Source organism: Streptomyces himalayensis subsp. himalayensis (assembly GCF_013778455.1).
GTDB lineage: Bacteria > Actinomycetota > Actinomycetes > Streptomycetales > Streptomycetaceae > Streptomyces > Streptomyces himalayensis.
In genome coordinates this window covers 40,085-54,471 of record NZ_JACEHE010000026.1, presented here as the reverse complement: position 1 = coordinate 54,471, position 14,387 = coordinate 40,085, and the positions used below count along the sequence as shown (strand labels likewise).

The following is a 14,387-nucleotide window of genomic DNA, read 5'->3' as shown; positions in this document are numbered from 1 at the left end:
GATGGCTTGACGAAGTGTCGCCGCGGCACCTGGCCGGCGGGGGGCGACCCCCGGCACGTAACCGAGTACCTGCTCGCGTCCGGCTGGAGCAACCACTCGGTCGCCGGCTATCCGCACGTCCTGCTGGAGAGCCCCGACCACCGACTCCACCTCACCCTGGAGCCCGAACTCGACCCGCACAGCGCCTGGTGGCGTATCCACCCGGCCGAAGGCCACGGGTGGTCCGCCCAGTTCGGCGGCAACACCCCCGTCGAGATGATCGCGGGGTTCACTGACGCCCTCAACAACCCGGCGCCACTACCGGAGACGGACCTGTGGCGCCTCGCGGCCGGTCGGGGCTGGGCCACAGTCCGGACGGCCGAGAACGGGCTGCCCTGTCCCCGGATGAGACCGCCCTCCTGTCCCGGGTCGCCTCGCTCGCCGAGACACCCGTGTGGCGCTGGACCGTCCACGTGTCGATCCCGCGCTCCGACGGCCGGCACCAGTGGATCTGGAACTCCTCCATCGACGAAGCCGCGCCTGCCGCCGCGCTCGCCGGGTTCGTCGACACGCTCACCGCCCCCGAGCCGCTGCTGCGCGCAGAGGGCCAGACGCCCGGCCTCGCCTTCGGCTTCCTCGACTCCCATCGCAGCGCCGTCACACCGGGACAACACCGCCTGCAGCATCGGCATCGCCTCGAAGCTGCTCAGCGCACCGGCCCGTCCGGGTCTTCTTCCGCACCTGCGGCGCCCCCACCCGGAACGGCTCGCCACAAGAGACACCGCTGACCCGGCGCCCGTACGACCTCCCCCCCTTTCCCCTTCGCCCAAGGATCTTGATGCCCAGCCCCTCCGCCCCCAGCGCCGATGACGTCGCGCAGGCCACCGCCACTCTGGCCCAGGTGCAGAACTGCCTGCACACCAATCCATCCGTAGTCGACGTGCTGCCCCTGCTCGCCGTCCTCCTCGACGAGGACACCGGCGTCCCCATCCTGCTCGGCGACATCCTGCGCAGCGCCGCCCGCCTCATCACCCAGGAAGCGAAAGCCGAAAGCGACGAGATCCACCTGATCGTCAGCGGGCTCCGGGAAGCCGCTCAGGAGGCCACCGACTGGCACGTCCTGCACTGGGACGTGCAGCGCCTGAACACTCGCGCCTCTGCGTCCGCCAGCCCGTCGGCGTCGTGACCCGCCCCTACATCGCCAGCGCCGCCGACGATCCCTGGTCCCCGGATCTGGTTCGACACCACGCCCCGCCACCTCGCCGGGCCAGGAGACCCGCGCCACGTCACCCAAGCCCTGCGGGCCGGCGGGTGGAGGAACTTCGGCGACCCCGACTTCCCCCACGTCGTCCTGGCCAGCCCCGACTACCGGCACACCCTCGTCCTGGAGCCCACCCCGGACACGTACGGCTCCTGGTGGCGGATCTCGTCGCAGCACTGGCACGCGTCCTTCGGCGGCAACACGCCCGCCGAGATCATCGCCGGATTCACCGACGCGCTCCTGCACTCCCCGCCCGCGGCCGAACCGGACCCCTGGCCGACGCTGCAGGCAGCGGGCTGGACGTACGAGCGCGACGAACGGGGCAACGAGAAGGCTCACCACCCGGACGGCATCACCACCATGGAGCGGTCGGCGACGCTGACCAGCGACTACTTCAGCTGGAAGGCCGAAGTAGCGCTGCCCACCGGCCTCGGCGGCCACCAACGGCTGTGGCACGCGTACTTCGACCACCGCACCCCGCGCCACCTGCTCGCCGGCTTCGCCACCGCCCTCGTCGACCCCGAGCCCGTCTCCCGCGGCCACTACGACGTGCCCCACTCCCATCTGGTCGCGCAGGTGGAACGCGGCGCCCAGGGCGAACAGCTCGCTTCCGCCCACGAAGCGCGGCTGAAGGCCAGCCGGTCCGCCGCTCGTAAGGCCCGCCGCAGCGCCGCCCTCAGCACCCGGCCACCGGCGCCGGCCGCCGAGGCGACCACGCCTACGGCCCGCAGCCGCTGACCCGTGCGGAGCGGCCCCGGCCGCTCCGCACGCATCCCCCAACTTCCCTGTCTTAAGGCCCCTTTTTGACCATCTCACTCGAACCCGGGAGCCCGTCGCACCGGCTCTATCTGAGCCAGCTGGCGCTCTACCTGCGGCACAGCCGGCAGATCCTGGCCGCCTGGGATCACTACTCCGCCCGACACTCCGACCCCGAGGACTTCCAGCCGTACGACGAGGACGCCTACGGCCTGCGGCAGCAACAGCGCGACGCCGATACCCTGTCCGCGTTCGGCCGGGTGTACCACCACGCCGACGAACTCGTGCACGTCGCCGAGCAGCAGCTCGCCCAGCTCACTCCCTCCGACCGGACCCGGCGCTACGCCTGGCAGGTCCACGAACTACGCGAGGCCACCAGGCGCCTGCACGCCGTCCAGGACGACTGGCGCACCGTACGCGACGCACTGCCCGCCAGCGCCCGGCCCGGCACGAAGGAGTACGACGAACCGCTCGCCGAGAGCCACGCGGAAGCCTGGTCCTACCTCGACCAGTGGGCGATCCACGGCCAGGCCCTCTTCGCCGTCAACGCGCTGGCCGAACGGCAGGCGCGAGCAGCGACGCCCACCGCGGTCGTCGCGCCCCCTGCGCCCACGGCTGCTGCCGCGCATCGGCGGTGACGCCCGTGACCGAGCCCATCGAGCAGGCATTCGTCACGCCGCGCTATCTGGCCGGCGGCGTCGATCCGGCCTGGGTCACCGTGCCGCTGCACCGCGCCTGCGGCTGGAGCAGCGCCGATGACCCGCTGATGCCGCGGGTCATCCTGACCAGTCCCGACCAGCTGGCCCAGCTGCGGATCGATCCGACGCCGGACCCGGGCGAGCCCTGGTGGAGCATCCGCCACGCCCGCGTCGCGGACGAGCGCCCGTGGTCGATCACCTTCGACGCACAGACGCCAGTCGAGATCATCGCCGCGGTCACCGACGCCCTCACCGACCCGAGTGCCCCACCGCCGGAGTCAGGCGACCTCTTTGCGCCGTTGCGCGCCGCAGGCTGGCAGGTGCCACGCCACCACGAAGAGGGGACCGTGACCGAGGTGTTGGCCGCACCCGACGGCCTGGCCCGCGTCGAGCGACTTCATCATGAGGGCCGCACCGTCGGCTGGAACGTCGAAACCTCCGTCCCCCACCTGCCCACGCTCTGGCGCGCATACCTGGACGGCAGCACCCCCGCCCCGCTGGTGTCGGCGCTCTTTCGCGCCCTTGCCGACCCCGACCCGATCATGCGCGCCCCACAGCGGCTGCCGTACCTGGCCACCGCACGCGGCACCAACAGCCGGCGCCCCGTGAGCGCCGAGACCCTCGCCTTCGCGCTGGAGCACCGTACGACGGCCCTCACGCAGCGCCGCACTCCACCGGCCCCCGAGGCGACGCCCGCACGTCCGCCCGTGTCACAGCCGCGCCGCACCCGCTGAACCGACTGCCGCGCGCAGCGCCTCCCCGCTCCCTGGAACAGCCCCTTGCCCCAGCCCAACTCCACGTCCACCGACGGCTACGACATAGCCTTCCGCGTCCTGGGCGTCGCCCTGGCCATCGCCGTCCCCCTGTCCAACCTGGCCTGGCTCGGCGGCAACCTCACCGCCTGGGCCACCAACTCCCCAACGGCCCCCTACCAGCCCGTTCAGGCCCTCCTGCACCCCGACCAGCTGTGGCCTGACCTGAGCGCAACGACTCTCCTCCTCGGCACGCGCATCCTGCCCGTCGCCGTACTCGTCGCGCTCGGCATCACCGCCGCCCTGCTCTACAAGCGGCACCGAGGCGGCGGGCGCAAGAAGCGCATCGCCGGGATGGCCAAGCAGCGGGACATCGAGCCGCTGATGTCCAAGGCCATCACCGCCAAGGCACGCTCACTGCGCCCGAGTCTGAAGGACGCCAAGCACATCGACGCGGCCGACACCGGCATCCTCCTCGGCAACCTCCAGGGCACGAAGCACGAGGTGCGCATGGGGTACGAGGACGTCGCCGTCGCGATCATGGCGCCCCGCTCGGGCAAGACCACCTCGCTGGCGATCCCCTCCATCCTCAACGCCCCCGGCCCGGTCCTCCTCACCTCCAACAAGGCCGCCGGCGATGCCTACACCGCGACCCTCGACGCGCGGGCCGAGGTCGGCCGGACCTGGTCGATGGACCCGCAGCAGATCGCCCACGCGGAGCGGGCCATGTGGTGGAACCCGCTGGCCGACGCCAAGACCCTCGACGGCGCAGGCCGGCTGGCCGGCCACTTCCTCGCCGCCTCCGTGGACGCGAGCCAGCAGGGCGACTTCTGGTCCAAGGCCGGCAGCAACATCCTGTCCCAGCTCTTCCTGGCCGCCGCGCTCGACGAGCGTCCGATCACCGACGTGATGGCGTGGCTGGCCTTCCCCGCCGACCGTACTCCGCTCGACATCCTGCGCGACCACAAGTTCGCCGCGGTCGCCGCGCAGTTGAAGGGCACCGTCGAGGGCCCGCCCGAAACCCGCGACGGCATCTACGAAACCGCCCGCCAGTACGCCGCCGCGCTGCTCAACAGCGGGATTGCCGCGTGGGTGACGCCGCAGAAGGACGTGCCGGAGTTCAAGCCGTCCGCGTTCGTCACCTCGACGGACACGCTCTACCTGTTGTCGAAGGACGGCGGAGGCGGAGCCTCGGCCCTCATCGCCGCGTGTGCGGACAGCGTGATGCGGGCCGCGACCGCGCAGGCCGAACGCGCCGGCGGGCGCCTGGACCCGCCGATGCTCGCGATCCTCGACGAGGCCGCGAACGTCTGCAAGATCTCGGACCTTCCCGACCTGTACTCCCACCTGGGCTCGCGCGGCATCATCCCGATCACCATCCTGCAGTCCTACCGGCAGGGCCAGAAGGTGTGGGGGGACGCGGGCATGGACGCCATGTGGTCCGCCTCCACCATCAAGGTCATCGGCTCGGGTATCGACGATCCGGACTTCGCCGACAAGCTGTCCCGGCTGATCGGCGACCACGACGTCGAGACGACGTCCACCTCGACCTCGGAGTCCGGCAAGTCCACCTCGGTGTCCATGCGGCAGGAACGCATCCTGGCCGCCGACGCCATCCGCGCCCTGCCCAAGGGCACCGCGCTCGCGTTCGCCACCGGCATGCGCGCGGCCATGCTCGACCTGCGCCCCTGGTATCTCGAGCCCGGCGCCGACGAACTCTCCGCCGCCTCCGCCCGCGCCTCCAAGGGCATCACCGCCCGTGCCATCGCCAAGGCCGCTCCCAGGCAGAGCGACTTCGGCCCCGCCGCCTAAGCGCCCCGAGCCCGGCGGCCGTACCCACCTAGACGGGAGACGAGCCCCATTCACCCCTGCCCGACCACGCGGCGTCGCTCATGACCGAGCCGCCCGCCGAATCTCTGCTCTTCGACGTGGCGCCACCGCCCACGCCCGTCGAACGGCTGCTCCACCTGGCCGACCAGTACACCCAGCACAACGACAGGCTCGACCTCCTTCTGCGCGCCGGCGACCCGCCCGAACCGGATGCGCACGCTGCCTCCGCGCAGCGTCTGGCCACCGACACCCTGTCCGCCGTCAAGGCGATCCAGGGCGAACGTCTCTATGAGAGCGTCGAGTTGGCCGAGACGGTGATGCGTCTGAAGCAGCTTGCCTTCCTCACCGGTGCCTCGGTCGATCTCAGTACGGGGACCGCTCGCGAGCTGACCGCGCTGGCCCCGGAAGCCGCCGTCAGCTGCGCCGTGACGCTGGCCGCCGAGACCCGGCGGCGCCGCTGGGCCACCGCGCCGGCCCCCGACGACCGGCTGAACGCCGTGCAGCGCACGGCTCTGGCCGAGATCGCCTGTGGACATGTCGTGGCCAGCAGCTCGCTGGGCCGCGAGTTCACCCGCTCCCGCGAACCCAAGGTGCTGATGAGCACCCTGCGTTCCTTGGAGGCGAAGGGCCTGGCCGAGAGGACCGCACGCTCGGCGCACGCCGCCTATGTCGGCGGCCCGCCCCTGGACCGCGTGCGGCTCACCTCGGCCGGCATCACCGCCCTCGCCTCGGTCATCGACGCGCCTGCAGCCGGGCCGAGCACGGCGCCCGGCACCGCACCCCGCCCCGTACCTGCCGCCGCGCAGGCCGCCACACGAAGCCGCTGAACCTCCATGGAGTCACCCATCCCCACGCCCGCACTCGATCTGAACGAACAAGTCCTGCAACTACGGCAGTTGGCCCGCGACTTCGAGGCCCTCAAGGCGCGCGTGCGCGACATCTCCTACACGCCCGGAACAGACGCGCTGCGCCACATCAGCCCCTTGCTCCTGCAGGCACAGGACCTCACGGCTACCGCCCTGGTGCGCCTGAAAGCACTCGACAACAGCACGTACACCAGCGTCGCCGGCAGCCGGGCGAGCCTGGAGCTTCTGGCCTCCGTCGTGTCCTCGTCGTCGCTCGCCGCCACCGACCTCGCCCACGTCGTGCTCGCCAACCCGTACGAGGGCGCGCAGTTCGCCGGCTACCCGGCCGACGGCGAGGCGGTACGCACCGCCCGTCACGCCGAGGCCATTCCGAAGATGCGCGGGCACCTCGACGATGCCGTCCACCAGCTCGACCTGTGCGCGACCGGCTGCCACTACCTCGCCCACGGCATCACCGAGGACCTGGCCACCGCGCAGGAGCACAAGCCCAAGACCGTGCAGCAGACAACATGCCCCGCGCTCACCCCCGCCCAGTACGACGCCCTCGCCGCGTTGACGAGCGGCGGTCGCCTGTATGAGTCCTCAACGCGCGGCCTGGGCGTGACCCGGGTCGCCACCGTTGATGGCACCCGTGTCTCCATCGCCACCTTCCGGGCCCTGGCCAGACGTCGACTCGTCACCACTGACACGAGCACCTCCCTGTTCACCGGGCAGAAGATCACCGTCACCGATCTGGGGCAGCAGGCCCTGGCCCAGCCACGGCCCCGCACCGCACTGAAGACCGCCGTGGCCGCACCGCCCAAGGCGGCCCTCGCGCAGGGGGCACCGGTGACCTCGCATGCACCCGACGACCGGGTCATGGTCTCCCCGCGGTACATGGCAGGCGCCGGCGCTGGCCACCGCCAGCCGTTCGCGCTGAACCTCGCCGACGACCTCGACGACGTCGCCCCCGTCTTCGCCTCGCCCTGTGTGCCACGTCGCGCCCCCGTTCCACGCCGCTGACCGCCCCACGGACAGCATCCGCTCACCACAAGGACGCCCCATTTCCGCCAACCCCGTATTCCGATCTATCTCGCTCGGCGCCGGAATTCAATCCAGTGCCATGCTCGCCCTGTCCGCCGAAGGGATTCTCCCCAAGGTCGACTACGCCATTTTTGCCGACACCGGATGGGAGCCGAAATCCGTTTATTCGCACCTCGACCGCCTGGAGCAGGAGGTAGCGAAACCGGCAGGCATCCCTATCCTTCGGGTCACCTCCGGGAACATTCGAAGCGATGCACTCGACCCCGGCCACAGATTCGCCTCCATGCCGCTCTACATTCTCAATCAGGACGGCAAGCCCGGGATGACCCGGCGGCAGTGCACAGGCGAATACAAGATAAAACCGATCAAGAAGAAGGTCCGCGAACTCCTCGGCTACCCCTACCCTGCCCGCATTCCGCGAGACGTGTTCGTGGAGCAGTGGGTCGGAATCTCCACCGATAAATTCCACCGCGCCAAGGACGCGGACGTGAAGTACATGCGCAATCGGCACCCGCTCATCGACATGGGCTGGTCACGCAGCGACTGCATCCGCTACCTGGCCTCGCGCGGATGGGCGGACACTCCGAAATCAAGCTGCCTTGGCTGCCCATTTCACGGCAACGCCCAATGGCGACAGATTCGCGACACCTCGCCAGCCGAGTGGGCCGACGTGGTGGAATTCGACGCTGCCATCCGGAAGGGAAACGCCCGCGCCAACGCCACCGGAAACCGCCTGCTGGGCGAGGCATTTCTGCACCGCTCCCGCATTCCGCTGAGCGAAGCTCCGATCGACCACGTGACCGCCGCCGAATGGGCCGCGCTCCAGCAGGAACTCGGCACCGAAGAAGACGCAGAGCAGCTGGAAGAGGGCGTTGCGGACGGGTGCTCGCCCTGGGCCTGCCGAGGCGAGGTCGCAGCCACGCAGGATGACTTCGGGCTGGCCACGTGATCGTGCTGGACCTGTTCGCTGGGCCTGGCGGCTGGAGCCATGCACTGGCCGTGCTCGGCGTACGGGACATCGGACTGGAATGGGATGAGTGGGCCTGCAAGACCCGTGCTGCACAAGGTCAGTTGACGATCCGGACTGACGTGGCGATGTACCCGGTCTGGCCCTTTCTGGGGAAGACATGCGGGCTGATCGCCAGCCCGCCCTGCCAGGCGTGGTCGATGGCCGGCAAACGCCTCGGCCTCCTCGACCAGCCACTTGTCCACCAGGCCGTCGCCGACCTCGCTACCGGCCGCGACACCCGCGAACAGCTGCTGGCCTCCTGCCGCGACGAGCGCTCGCTGCTCGCCGCCGAGCCGATGCGCTACCTGCACGCCCTCCACCAGCACGGGCAGCCCGAATGGGTCGCGATGGAGGAGGTCCCCGACGTCCTGCCCCTGTGGCGCCAGTACTCCGCGATCCTGCGCGGCTGGGGGTACTCGGTGTGGACCGGGATCCTCAACACAGCCGACTACGGCGTGCCGCAGACCCGTCGGCGGGCGATCCTGCTCGCCTCCCGCACCCGGACCGCCGAGCCCCCGCCGCCCACGCACGCCAAAGTAGCCGAGCCCGAGTCGTTGTTCGGGCCGGGCCGCGCGCAGTGGGTGTCCATGGCAGAGGCCCTCGGCTGGGGTGCCACCGACCGCCCCGTGCCGACCGTGTGCGCCGGCGGAGGACCGGGCGGCGGCCCCGAGCCCTTCCCGTCCGGGTCACGCAAGACGCTCACCGACGCCCGCGACCGTGGGACCTGGAAGCCGCAGAGCGACCTCGTCCTGCAGTCGCGACGCGAGGGTGCCGGATGGAGCGCTCGACACGGGGCCCGGGAGAACCGGCCGGCCGACGCTCCCGCCCCTACGTTCACCGGCGAAGCACATCGCTGGTCGTGGTCGCTGCGCAGCAACAACCAGGCGAACGCGACCGTGCGCCGATTCGACGAGCCGGCCGGGACGCTGTTCTTCGGCCACCGCGCGAACGAATGCGTCTGGGTCGCCGAACCCGCTCCCAGTGACGCCGATGGGGAGCAGCCGGCGCCGGAATCCATCCGGATCACCGCCCAGGAGGCCGGCATCCTGCAGACCTTCCCCGCCGACTATCGATGGGCCGGGAACAAGGGTCAGCAGTTCTCCCAGATCGGCAATGCCGTGCCGCCCCGGCTCGCGGCCCACCTGCTGGCCCCGCACCTCAACAAGACGCTGAACCCCAACGACTTCACCCTGGCCGCCTAGATGCCCCAGCCCACCGACCCCGACGAAGACAACCTGGACGACCTGCCCCCTGCCCGGCCGGTGCACTACGCCGAGCAGTCCCTGCTCGGCGCACTCCTCCTGGACCCGCACCGGCTCCCCGATATCGGCGACCTGGACGCCGGCCAGTTCGGCAACCACGCTCACGGCGCCCTCTTCCAGGCCATTCGAACGGTGCCCCCGCCCGACCCGGAAGCCCACCGCTTGGATCCCGCCTGGTTGAACACCGTGCTCGGCGCCGCGCGCCCCAACGCCCCCGGGCTCACCGCCTCCTATCTCCACACCCTCATCCAGGTGTGCCCCTGGCCGAAGCACGCGCCGACGTACGCGCGGATGATCCGAGCCGATCACGCCCGGCGCACGCTGCTCATGCATGCCGAACGCCTCGCCCAGACCTCCACCGACGCCACCTTGCCCAACCCGGCTGCCACCACCCTGGCGCAGGCCGACACGCTCGCGCAGTTCCTGGACTCGCTCGCCGGACAGTTCGCCCCGCACCCCGGCTCGCTGCCGCGCACCGTGGTGCCGGGCACCCCCGGCGGACGCTGCCGCGAGGAAGCCCTCGACGAGGAACGCCTCCTCCTCGCCACGGCCACCGCGCACCCCGCAGAGCTGAAGAACATGCGCTGGCTGCAGCCCGACGACTTCACGCTGCCCCTGCACGCCACCCTCTGGCAGTGCCTGACCGCCCTGGACCACTACGGAGAACCCGTGGACCCCGTCACCGTGCTCTGGGAAGCCCAGCACCGCGGACTCCTCGCCGACGGCCTCGCCCCCGGCGACCTCATCGCCCTGGTCTCCACCCCCGTCGGCTCACCCGAATACTGGGGCGAGCGAGTCCTTCAACGCGCCCTGCTGGCCCGCGCCTTCGACGTCGGCACACGCATCGCCGCCTACGCCCAAGACCCGGCCAACACCCCGCACCAGCTGATCACCGGCAGCCGCCGCGCCCTGGCCGACCTCACCACCCTGCGCACCCGCTGGCACCGCAGCACCAGCCCTCCGACGCCGGCAGCTCGCCAACCGCCCAGCCCGGCCGTCTCACGCGCCGGCCCGCCGCCGCGAGCCACCGCAGGCAGCACCCGAGCACTCCGATGAACCCACCCGCTCCGGCCGGCCCCACGCCGGCCGGAGCCGTGAAACGAGAACAGATTGCCGCACCCCGAAGCAGACCCACACCTCCGCCTCGACCTGCTCGACGGCCGCCCCGGCGCCGTCACCGCCACCATCACCAGCACCCCCACCCACACCGTGCGAGCCCTGCTCGCCCTCCACGGCTTCGAGCCCCTCGCCGACACGACGATGGTCATGGCACGCATCGACCGCGAGGAACCGTATTACGCCGAACTGGCCGCACGTGCCCTGCGCGCCGAGGGCGTCACCGTAGACATCACGCCCCAGCTGCAAGAAGAGATCGACACCGAATGGACCTGGGCCAACTACCCCATGCCCTGGTGCTCGCGTGAGGAGATCCGCGAGGTCTCCAACGACGCCCAGCAGATCTACGACGACATCCGTCACGGCCGCCTGATCATCCACGCTCACGCCCACGACGGCTGGACTACCGTGGCCGTCGGCACCTACCGCGACGGCCCGAGCATCCACCTCCACGGCGAGAACCACCTCCGCGTGGAAGCCGGCCGGTACGACACCCCCGCCAAGGCCATCGCCGAGTTCGAACGCCTCTACGGCGACGCCGTACGCCCCGGCCCCGCCCCCGCCACCAGCACCGAACGCGACGCCGAGCAGGCACGCACCCCATCGACGCCCCACACGGCCGACGCCCAGGCGTCCCCGGCCACGACCGAGCCCGCAGAGGTGGACACGGCCGGCGTCGACGCCCACGAAGCGCTCCTGAAGGACTTCCTCGAGTCACACGGGGAGTGGGAACGCTGGCGCACCTGGTCCGACGACACCACCCATGCCGTCCACGAATCCCTCGTCCTGCGCGCCGAGTTCGTTCACGAAGCCGCCCCCGACGACACCCAGTGGAAGATCGCAGCGTACGAGAGCCCGGTCGGCGAGCGCCTGTGGCACGCCACCGCGAGCACCACGGTCCCCGTGGAGATCATGCGGGTACTCCTCGACAGCCTCGCCTCCGCGGACGCGGCACAGATCGCGGCGGGCAGCAAGGTCTCGGAGGCCGCCATCGGCGAGGCCACCCGCCCGCTGGCCGACGCCGGCTGGGAACACGCCATCGACGGCCGCTGGATCCGCTGGCAGGCACCGGGGGACCACGCCGTCGGCGTCCACTTCGACGCCTTCGCCGCCCACGCCCCTCACAGCGGCCTGCCCGCCTGGACGGTCTGGGGCGGTGGTGACGCCGACACTCCGCGGTGGGCGCTTCACTTCTCGCCGCACGCCGCAGCATCCGTACTGCAGGACGTGGCCTTCGAGGTGGCCCACGTACTCACGCAGAAGCCGGTCACGGCTCGACGCCAGGGGCTCAACCCCCTGACCCGAAACGACATCCGTGCGCAGCTGGCCTCGCGCGCCGGTTCGTCAAGGTCGCGGTGACGTCTGGCCAAGCCGGTGGCAGCAGCCATCACGCCTGCGCCACGATGCTGAGATGCACGACGAACAGGAGCCGCTGGAGGACTGGGCACGCCGCCGCGAGGAACGTCGACACGCCACGAAGGGCAGGCGCCGAGCGGTGCCGCTGACCGAAGGTCCGCACCGCGGGCAACACGTCGACCCCGACACACCACGCGTGATCCAGGAATGGAACGGAACGGAGTGGGAGACGGTCAGCCTCGTCAGCAATCTCGCCGTTGCCAAAACCGTGCTGTACCCACCGCAGCCGGCCGAACAGAAGGCCACCGAATGGGATCGCCCCGCGCTGGGCAAAGGCCGGGGCCGACACCGGAAGCCGACCCCAGCAGAGGACAGAGAGAAGTAGCAGTCCATTCAAGGACACACGAAAAGACGGCGGCAATATAGCGGCGGATCCCCGGTTACCGAAACCGGGGATCCGCCGAATACTTGTAGCTCCACCGCCACTTCCTGACCGCCCGTCGAAAGGCAGCACTGCGACGATCCATCACCTCACCGCCACGCGTCACGCGATGCCCGTTCCTGCTCGGTCACGCCGCGGCGTAGCTCAGCCGGAACAGGTCCTGGGCGCGCTCCAGGTCCCGCTCGGTGCGCAGCTGAACCTCCAGGTCTCCCGTGCCATGGTGGCCGAGCCCGGTCACGTCCCGGGTAAACCCGGGCACCAGATCCACGGCCGTCGGATCCGCTCTCAGGTAGACCAGCACCTTGGTCTGCTGGGGCGGGATGAGGCACGCAAAGTTCCGCAGCCGCTGATAGGCGCGGTACTGCTTGCGCTGCACCCGAGTGACGCCGTCGCCCAGACCGACGAGGACCTCGTCGACCGCTGCAGCCAGCTCGCCCATCGCACCGCCCTGCTGCCGAACCGGCAGACCGGACGCGCGGCGGCGTACCCGCTTGGCCTCGGCCGAGTGACCGGTGACCGAAGCCACGGTCTCAAGGCCAAAGTGGTCGCTGCCGAAGTACCGGTAGCGGACCAGGTCGATCGAGCGCCGGTGCTCGCCTACGGCGTGCACGTCGTAGCGAGTGAAGTCGCCGGCCACGCAGATCAGCCGAGGTGCGCTCCACAGGATCTGGGACGCGGCCGTCCCCCCGAGCCGGTCGCGGACCAGACTCCGGAAAGCGTCCTTGTGGCTCATCAGCCAGGCCATATAGAAGAGGCCCTGGTTGATGACCCCGGCATCCGTGCCCCGCTTGTACTCCACGATCACGGGCGCACCGTTCTCGTCGAGCCCCAGCGAATCGATGCGCCCGCCGTCGACGCAGTCGATCACGTACTCGCTCGCGAGGAACGTGACGCCCAGCATCGCCTCCATGTGCGCCTCGACGAGATCTTGCACATCCGCCTCGACAGCAGCAAGACGCGGCGTGACCACGGTCACGCCGCTATTCGTCGTGTGGAACAGCTTCAGCCCCGACACCTTCCCCTCCTCGGCTTCGAGATCACCAACTCGGAGGGAAGCAGGGTTATTTCCGCAGAGAGCGCCGGGCCTTGCGAGGCAGGAGGGTGACAAGCCGCCAGGAACGTTACCGACCGCAAAGGTGGCTGCCCACCCGTGCCAACTACGGCTACTTCGCCCAGCCCAGACGGACCACTTAACTCGACGCCATAGCGACTCGGTCAGCCGGACAGCGACGCCGAAGACGCCTCCACTAAGCAGGCTTCAACCGACACCAAGGAGCCGCTCGAATGCTCCATCGAGGACAGGCGACGCGAGCGGCCCTTCGCGTATCTGACATCCCGTCAGAAGTACCTGACGGGGTATCAGATCAAGCGTCATTTGAGCGTCACGAGCGTCATTTCAGCGTCAAGATATCGCCCGTAGCGCACACAACGCACATAACGCACAACAAGAAACCTGCAGGTCAACGGCCCTTTTCGGCAGGCTCAAGGATCGCGACGCACTCCACATGGTGCGTCATCGGAAACACGTGGAGACAATGCCGACGGCCCCACCAGCGGTGCCGGCGCCGGTTGGGCCCTATGCAACTCGCCTCCAACGCTGAGCGGAGCAGGGTATCCGTCAATGGCCGGTTACCGAAACCGGTGATTCCGCGGACTATTGGCAGTCCACCGCATCTCCCCGCTTCCTCACTGCCCCGGAAGCAACCGAACCCGAAAGGCACTGTTGACAGGAATGCCCAGCCAGAGCAGCGAAACGCATCACGGCCCGTTCAGCCCCGAGCACATCCGCGCCACCTGGAGTGGGACCGCGAGCGTCGAGGACGCCGCCCAGGCGTTCGGCTTGTCGAGATCGAAGAGCTACGACCTTGTTCGCCGCGGGGAATTCCCCTGCCGCGTGCTGCCGATGGGCCGCACCGCCCGCGTCGTCACCGCCTCGCTCCTCCGCGTACTCGAGAGCGGCGAGCCAGAGTACAACGGAGCCTCCAGCACAAGCCCCAATCCGTCTTGACCAACTGCACGACGACGCCCCGCCGGAGC

Annotated in this window: 15 protein-coding genes and 2 pseudogenes; 16 read left to right on the top strand and 1 reads right to left on the bottom strand. The window is 70.2% G+C overall.

The genetic code is table 11. From position 1 onward, the window contains the following. Positions 1 to 6: 6 nt before the first annotated feature. The 15 genes and pseudogenes from H1D24_RS43745 to H1D24_RS31740 form a co-directional block, all read left to right on the top strand. Positions 7 to 237: pseudogene (locus H1D24_RS43745) on the top strand (SPDY domain-containing protein); the annotation flags it as partial. Positions 238 to 314: 77 nt separating this feature from the next. Continuing rightward, positions 315 to 767: a hypothetical protein gene (locus H1D24_RS43740; RefSeq protein WP_309484513.1), complete on the top strand. Its 453-nt coding sequence runs from the start codon at positions 315 to 317 to the stop codon at positions 765 to 767. A gap of 50 nt (positions 768 to 817) precedes the next feature. Beyond that, positions 818 to 1,165 (top strand): hypothetical protein, encoded by a 348-nt coding sequence (locus H1D24_RS31795; RefSeq protein WP_181661182.1) that lies wholly within the window; start codon positions 818 to 820, stop codon positions 1,163 to 1,165. 30 nt (positions 1,166 to 1,195) lie between these two features. Next, positions 1,196 to 1,435 (top strand): annotated as a pseudogene (locus H1D24_RS43735) (FYVE zinc finger domain-containing protein); the annotation flags it as partial. A gap of 165 nt (positions 1,436 to 1,600) precedes the next feature. Then, positions 1,601 to 1,978, top strand: coding sequence for an SPDY domain-containing protein (locus tag H1D24_RS42835; protein ID WP_258564457.1), 378 nt, complete (start codon positions 1,601 to 1,603; stop codon positions 1,976 to 1,978). A gap of 65 nt (positions 1,979 to 2,043) precedes the next feature. After that, on the top strand, positions 2,044 to 2,634 hold the full coding sequence (locus H1D24_RS31785) for a hypothetical protein (RefSeq protein ID WP_258564456.1): 591 nt from the start codon (positions 2,044 to 2,046) through the stop codon (positions 2,632 to 2,634). A gap of 5 nt (positions 2,635 to 2,639) precedes the next feature. Beyond that, a complete protein-coding gene (locus tag H1D24_RS31780) occupies positions 2,640 to 3,428 on the top strand; it encodes an SPDY domain-containing protein (RefSeq protein WP_220137468.1) in 789 nt (262 codons plus the stop codon). A gap of 45 nt (positions 3,429 to 3,473) precedes the next feature. Further along, positions 3,474 to 5,258, top strand: a complete 1,785-nt coding sequence (locus H1D24_RS31775; RefSeq protein WP_181661180.1) for a type IV secretory system conjugative DNA transfer family protein — start codon at positions 3,474 to 3,476, stop codon at positions 5,256 to 5,258. An 80-nt stretch (positions 5,259 to 5,338) separates the two neighbouring features. After that, positions 5,339 to 6,103 (top strand): hypothetical protein, encoded by a 765-nt coding sequence (locus H1D24_RS31770; RefSeq protein WP_181661179.1) that lies wholly within the window; start codon positions 5,339 to 5,341, stop codon positions 6,101 to 6,103. A 6-nt stretch (positions 6,104 to 6,109) separates the two neighbouring features. Beyond that, positions 6,110 to 7,144: a hypothetical protein gene (locus H1D24_RS31765; protein ID WP_258564455.1), complete on the top strand. Its 1,035-nt coding sequence runs from the start codon at positions 6,110 to 6,112 to the stop codon at positions 7,142 to 7,144. A 100-nt stretch (positions 7,145 to 7,244) separates the two neighbouring features. Further along, positions 7,245 to 8,114: an adenine nucleotide alpha hydrolase family protein gene (locus H1D24_RS31760; RefSeq protein ID WP_181661178.1), complete on the top strand. Its 870-nt coding sequence runs from the start codon at positions 7,245 to 7,247 to the stop codon at positions 8,112 to 8,114. Beyond that, on the top strand, positions 8,111 to 9,376 hold the full coding sequence (locus tag H1D24_RS31755; protein ID WP_181661177.1) for a DNA cytosine methyltransferase: 1,266 nt from the start codon (positions 8,111 to 8,113) through the stop codon (positions 9,374 to 9,376). Before H1D24_RS31760 ends, H1D24_RS31755 begins: the two co-directional genes overlap by 4 nt. Then, positions 9,377 to 10,492, top strand: a complete 1,116-nt coding sequence (locus H1D24_RS31750; protein ID WP_181661176.1) for a DnaB-like helicase N-terminal domain-containing protein — start codon at positions 9,377 to 9,379, stop codon at positions 10,490 to 10,492. A gap of 54 nt (positions 10,493 to 10,546) precedes the next feature. Next, positions 10,547 to 11,911, top strand: coding sequence for an SPDY domain-containing protein (locus tag H1D24_RS31745; protein ID WP_181661175.1), 1,365 nt, complete (start codon positions 10,547 to 10,549; stop codon positions 11,909 to 11,911). 52 nt (positions 11,912 to 11,963) lie between these two features. Then, a complete protein-coding gene (locus tag H1D24_RS31740; protein ID WP_181661174.1) occupies positions 11,964 to 12,293 on the top strand; it encodes a DUF6087 family protein in 330 nt (109 codons plus the stop codon). A 184-nt stretch (positions 12,294 to 12,477) separates the two neighbouring features. On the opposite strand, the gene H1D24_RS31735 is transcribed toward H1D24_RS31740, so the two are convergent. Further along, on the bottom strand, positions 12,478 to 13,365 hold the full coding sequence (locus H1D24_RS31735; protein ID WP_181661173.1) for a DUF5655 domain-containing protein: 888 nt from the start codon (positions 13,363 to 13,365) through the stop codon (positions 12,478 to 12,480). A gap of 717 nt (positions 13,366 to 14,082) precedes the next feature. Between H1D24_RS31735 and H1D24_RS31730 the strand changes: the two genes are divergently transcribed. Further along, positions 14,083 to 14,358 (top strand): helix-turn-helix transcriptional regulator, encoded by a 276-nt coding sequence (locus H1D24_RS31730; RefSeq protein WP_181661172.1) that lies wholly within the window; start codon positions 14,083 to 14,085, stop codon positions 14,356 to 14,358. Positions 14,359 to 14,387 lie beyond the last annotated feature (29 nt).

What these genes read in the sequence shown, in the direction of transcription:
- H1D24_RS31795 (WP_181661182.1), top strand. Translation starts at nt 818, where the DNA reads ATGCCCAGCCCCTCCGCCCCCAGCGCCGATGACGTCGCGCAGGCCACC.
- H1D24_RS31730 (WP_181661172.1), top strand. Translation starts at nt 14,083, where the DNA reads ATGCCCAGCCAGAGCAGCGAAACGCATCACGGCCCGTTCAGCCCCGAG.
- H1D24_RS31770 (WP_181661179.1), top strand. Translation starts at nt 5,339, where the DNA reads ATGACCGAGCCGCCCGCCGAATCTCTGCTCTTCGACGTGGCGCCACCG.
- H1D24_RS31760 (WP_181661178.1), top strand. Translation starts at nt 7,245, where the DNA reads ATGCTCGCCCTGTCCGCCGAAGGGATTCTCCCCAAGGTCGACTACGCC.
- H1D24_RS42835 (WP_258564457.1), top strand. Translation starts at nt 1,601, where the DNA reads ATGGAGCGGTCGGCGACGCTGACCAGCGACTACTTCAGCTGGAAGGCC.
- H1D24_RS31750 (WP_181661176.1), top strand. Translation starts at nt 9,377, where the DNA reads ATGCCCCAGCCCACCGACCCCGACGAAGACAACCTGGACGACCTGCCC.
- H1D24_RS31765 (WP_258564455.1), top strand. Translation starts at nt 6,110, where the DNA reads ATGGAGTCACCCATCCCCACGCCCGCACTCGATCTGAACGAACAAGTC.
- H1D24_RS31740 (WP_181661174.1), top strand. Translation starts at nt 11,964, where the DNA reads ATGCACGACGAACAGGAGCCGCTGGAGGACTGGGCACGCCGCCGCGAG.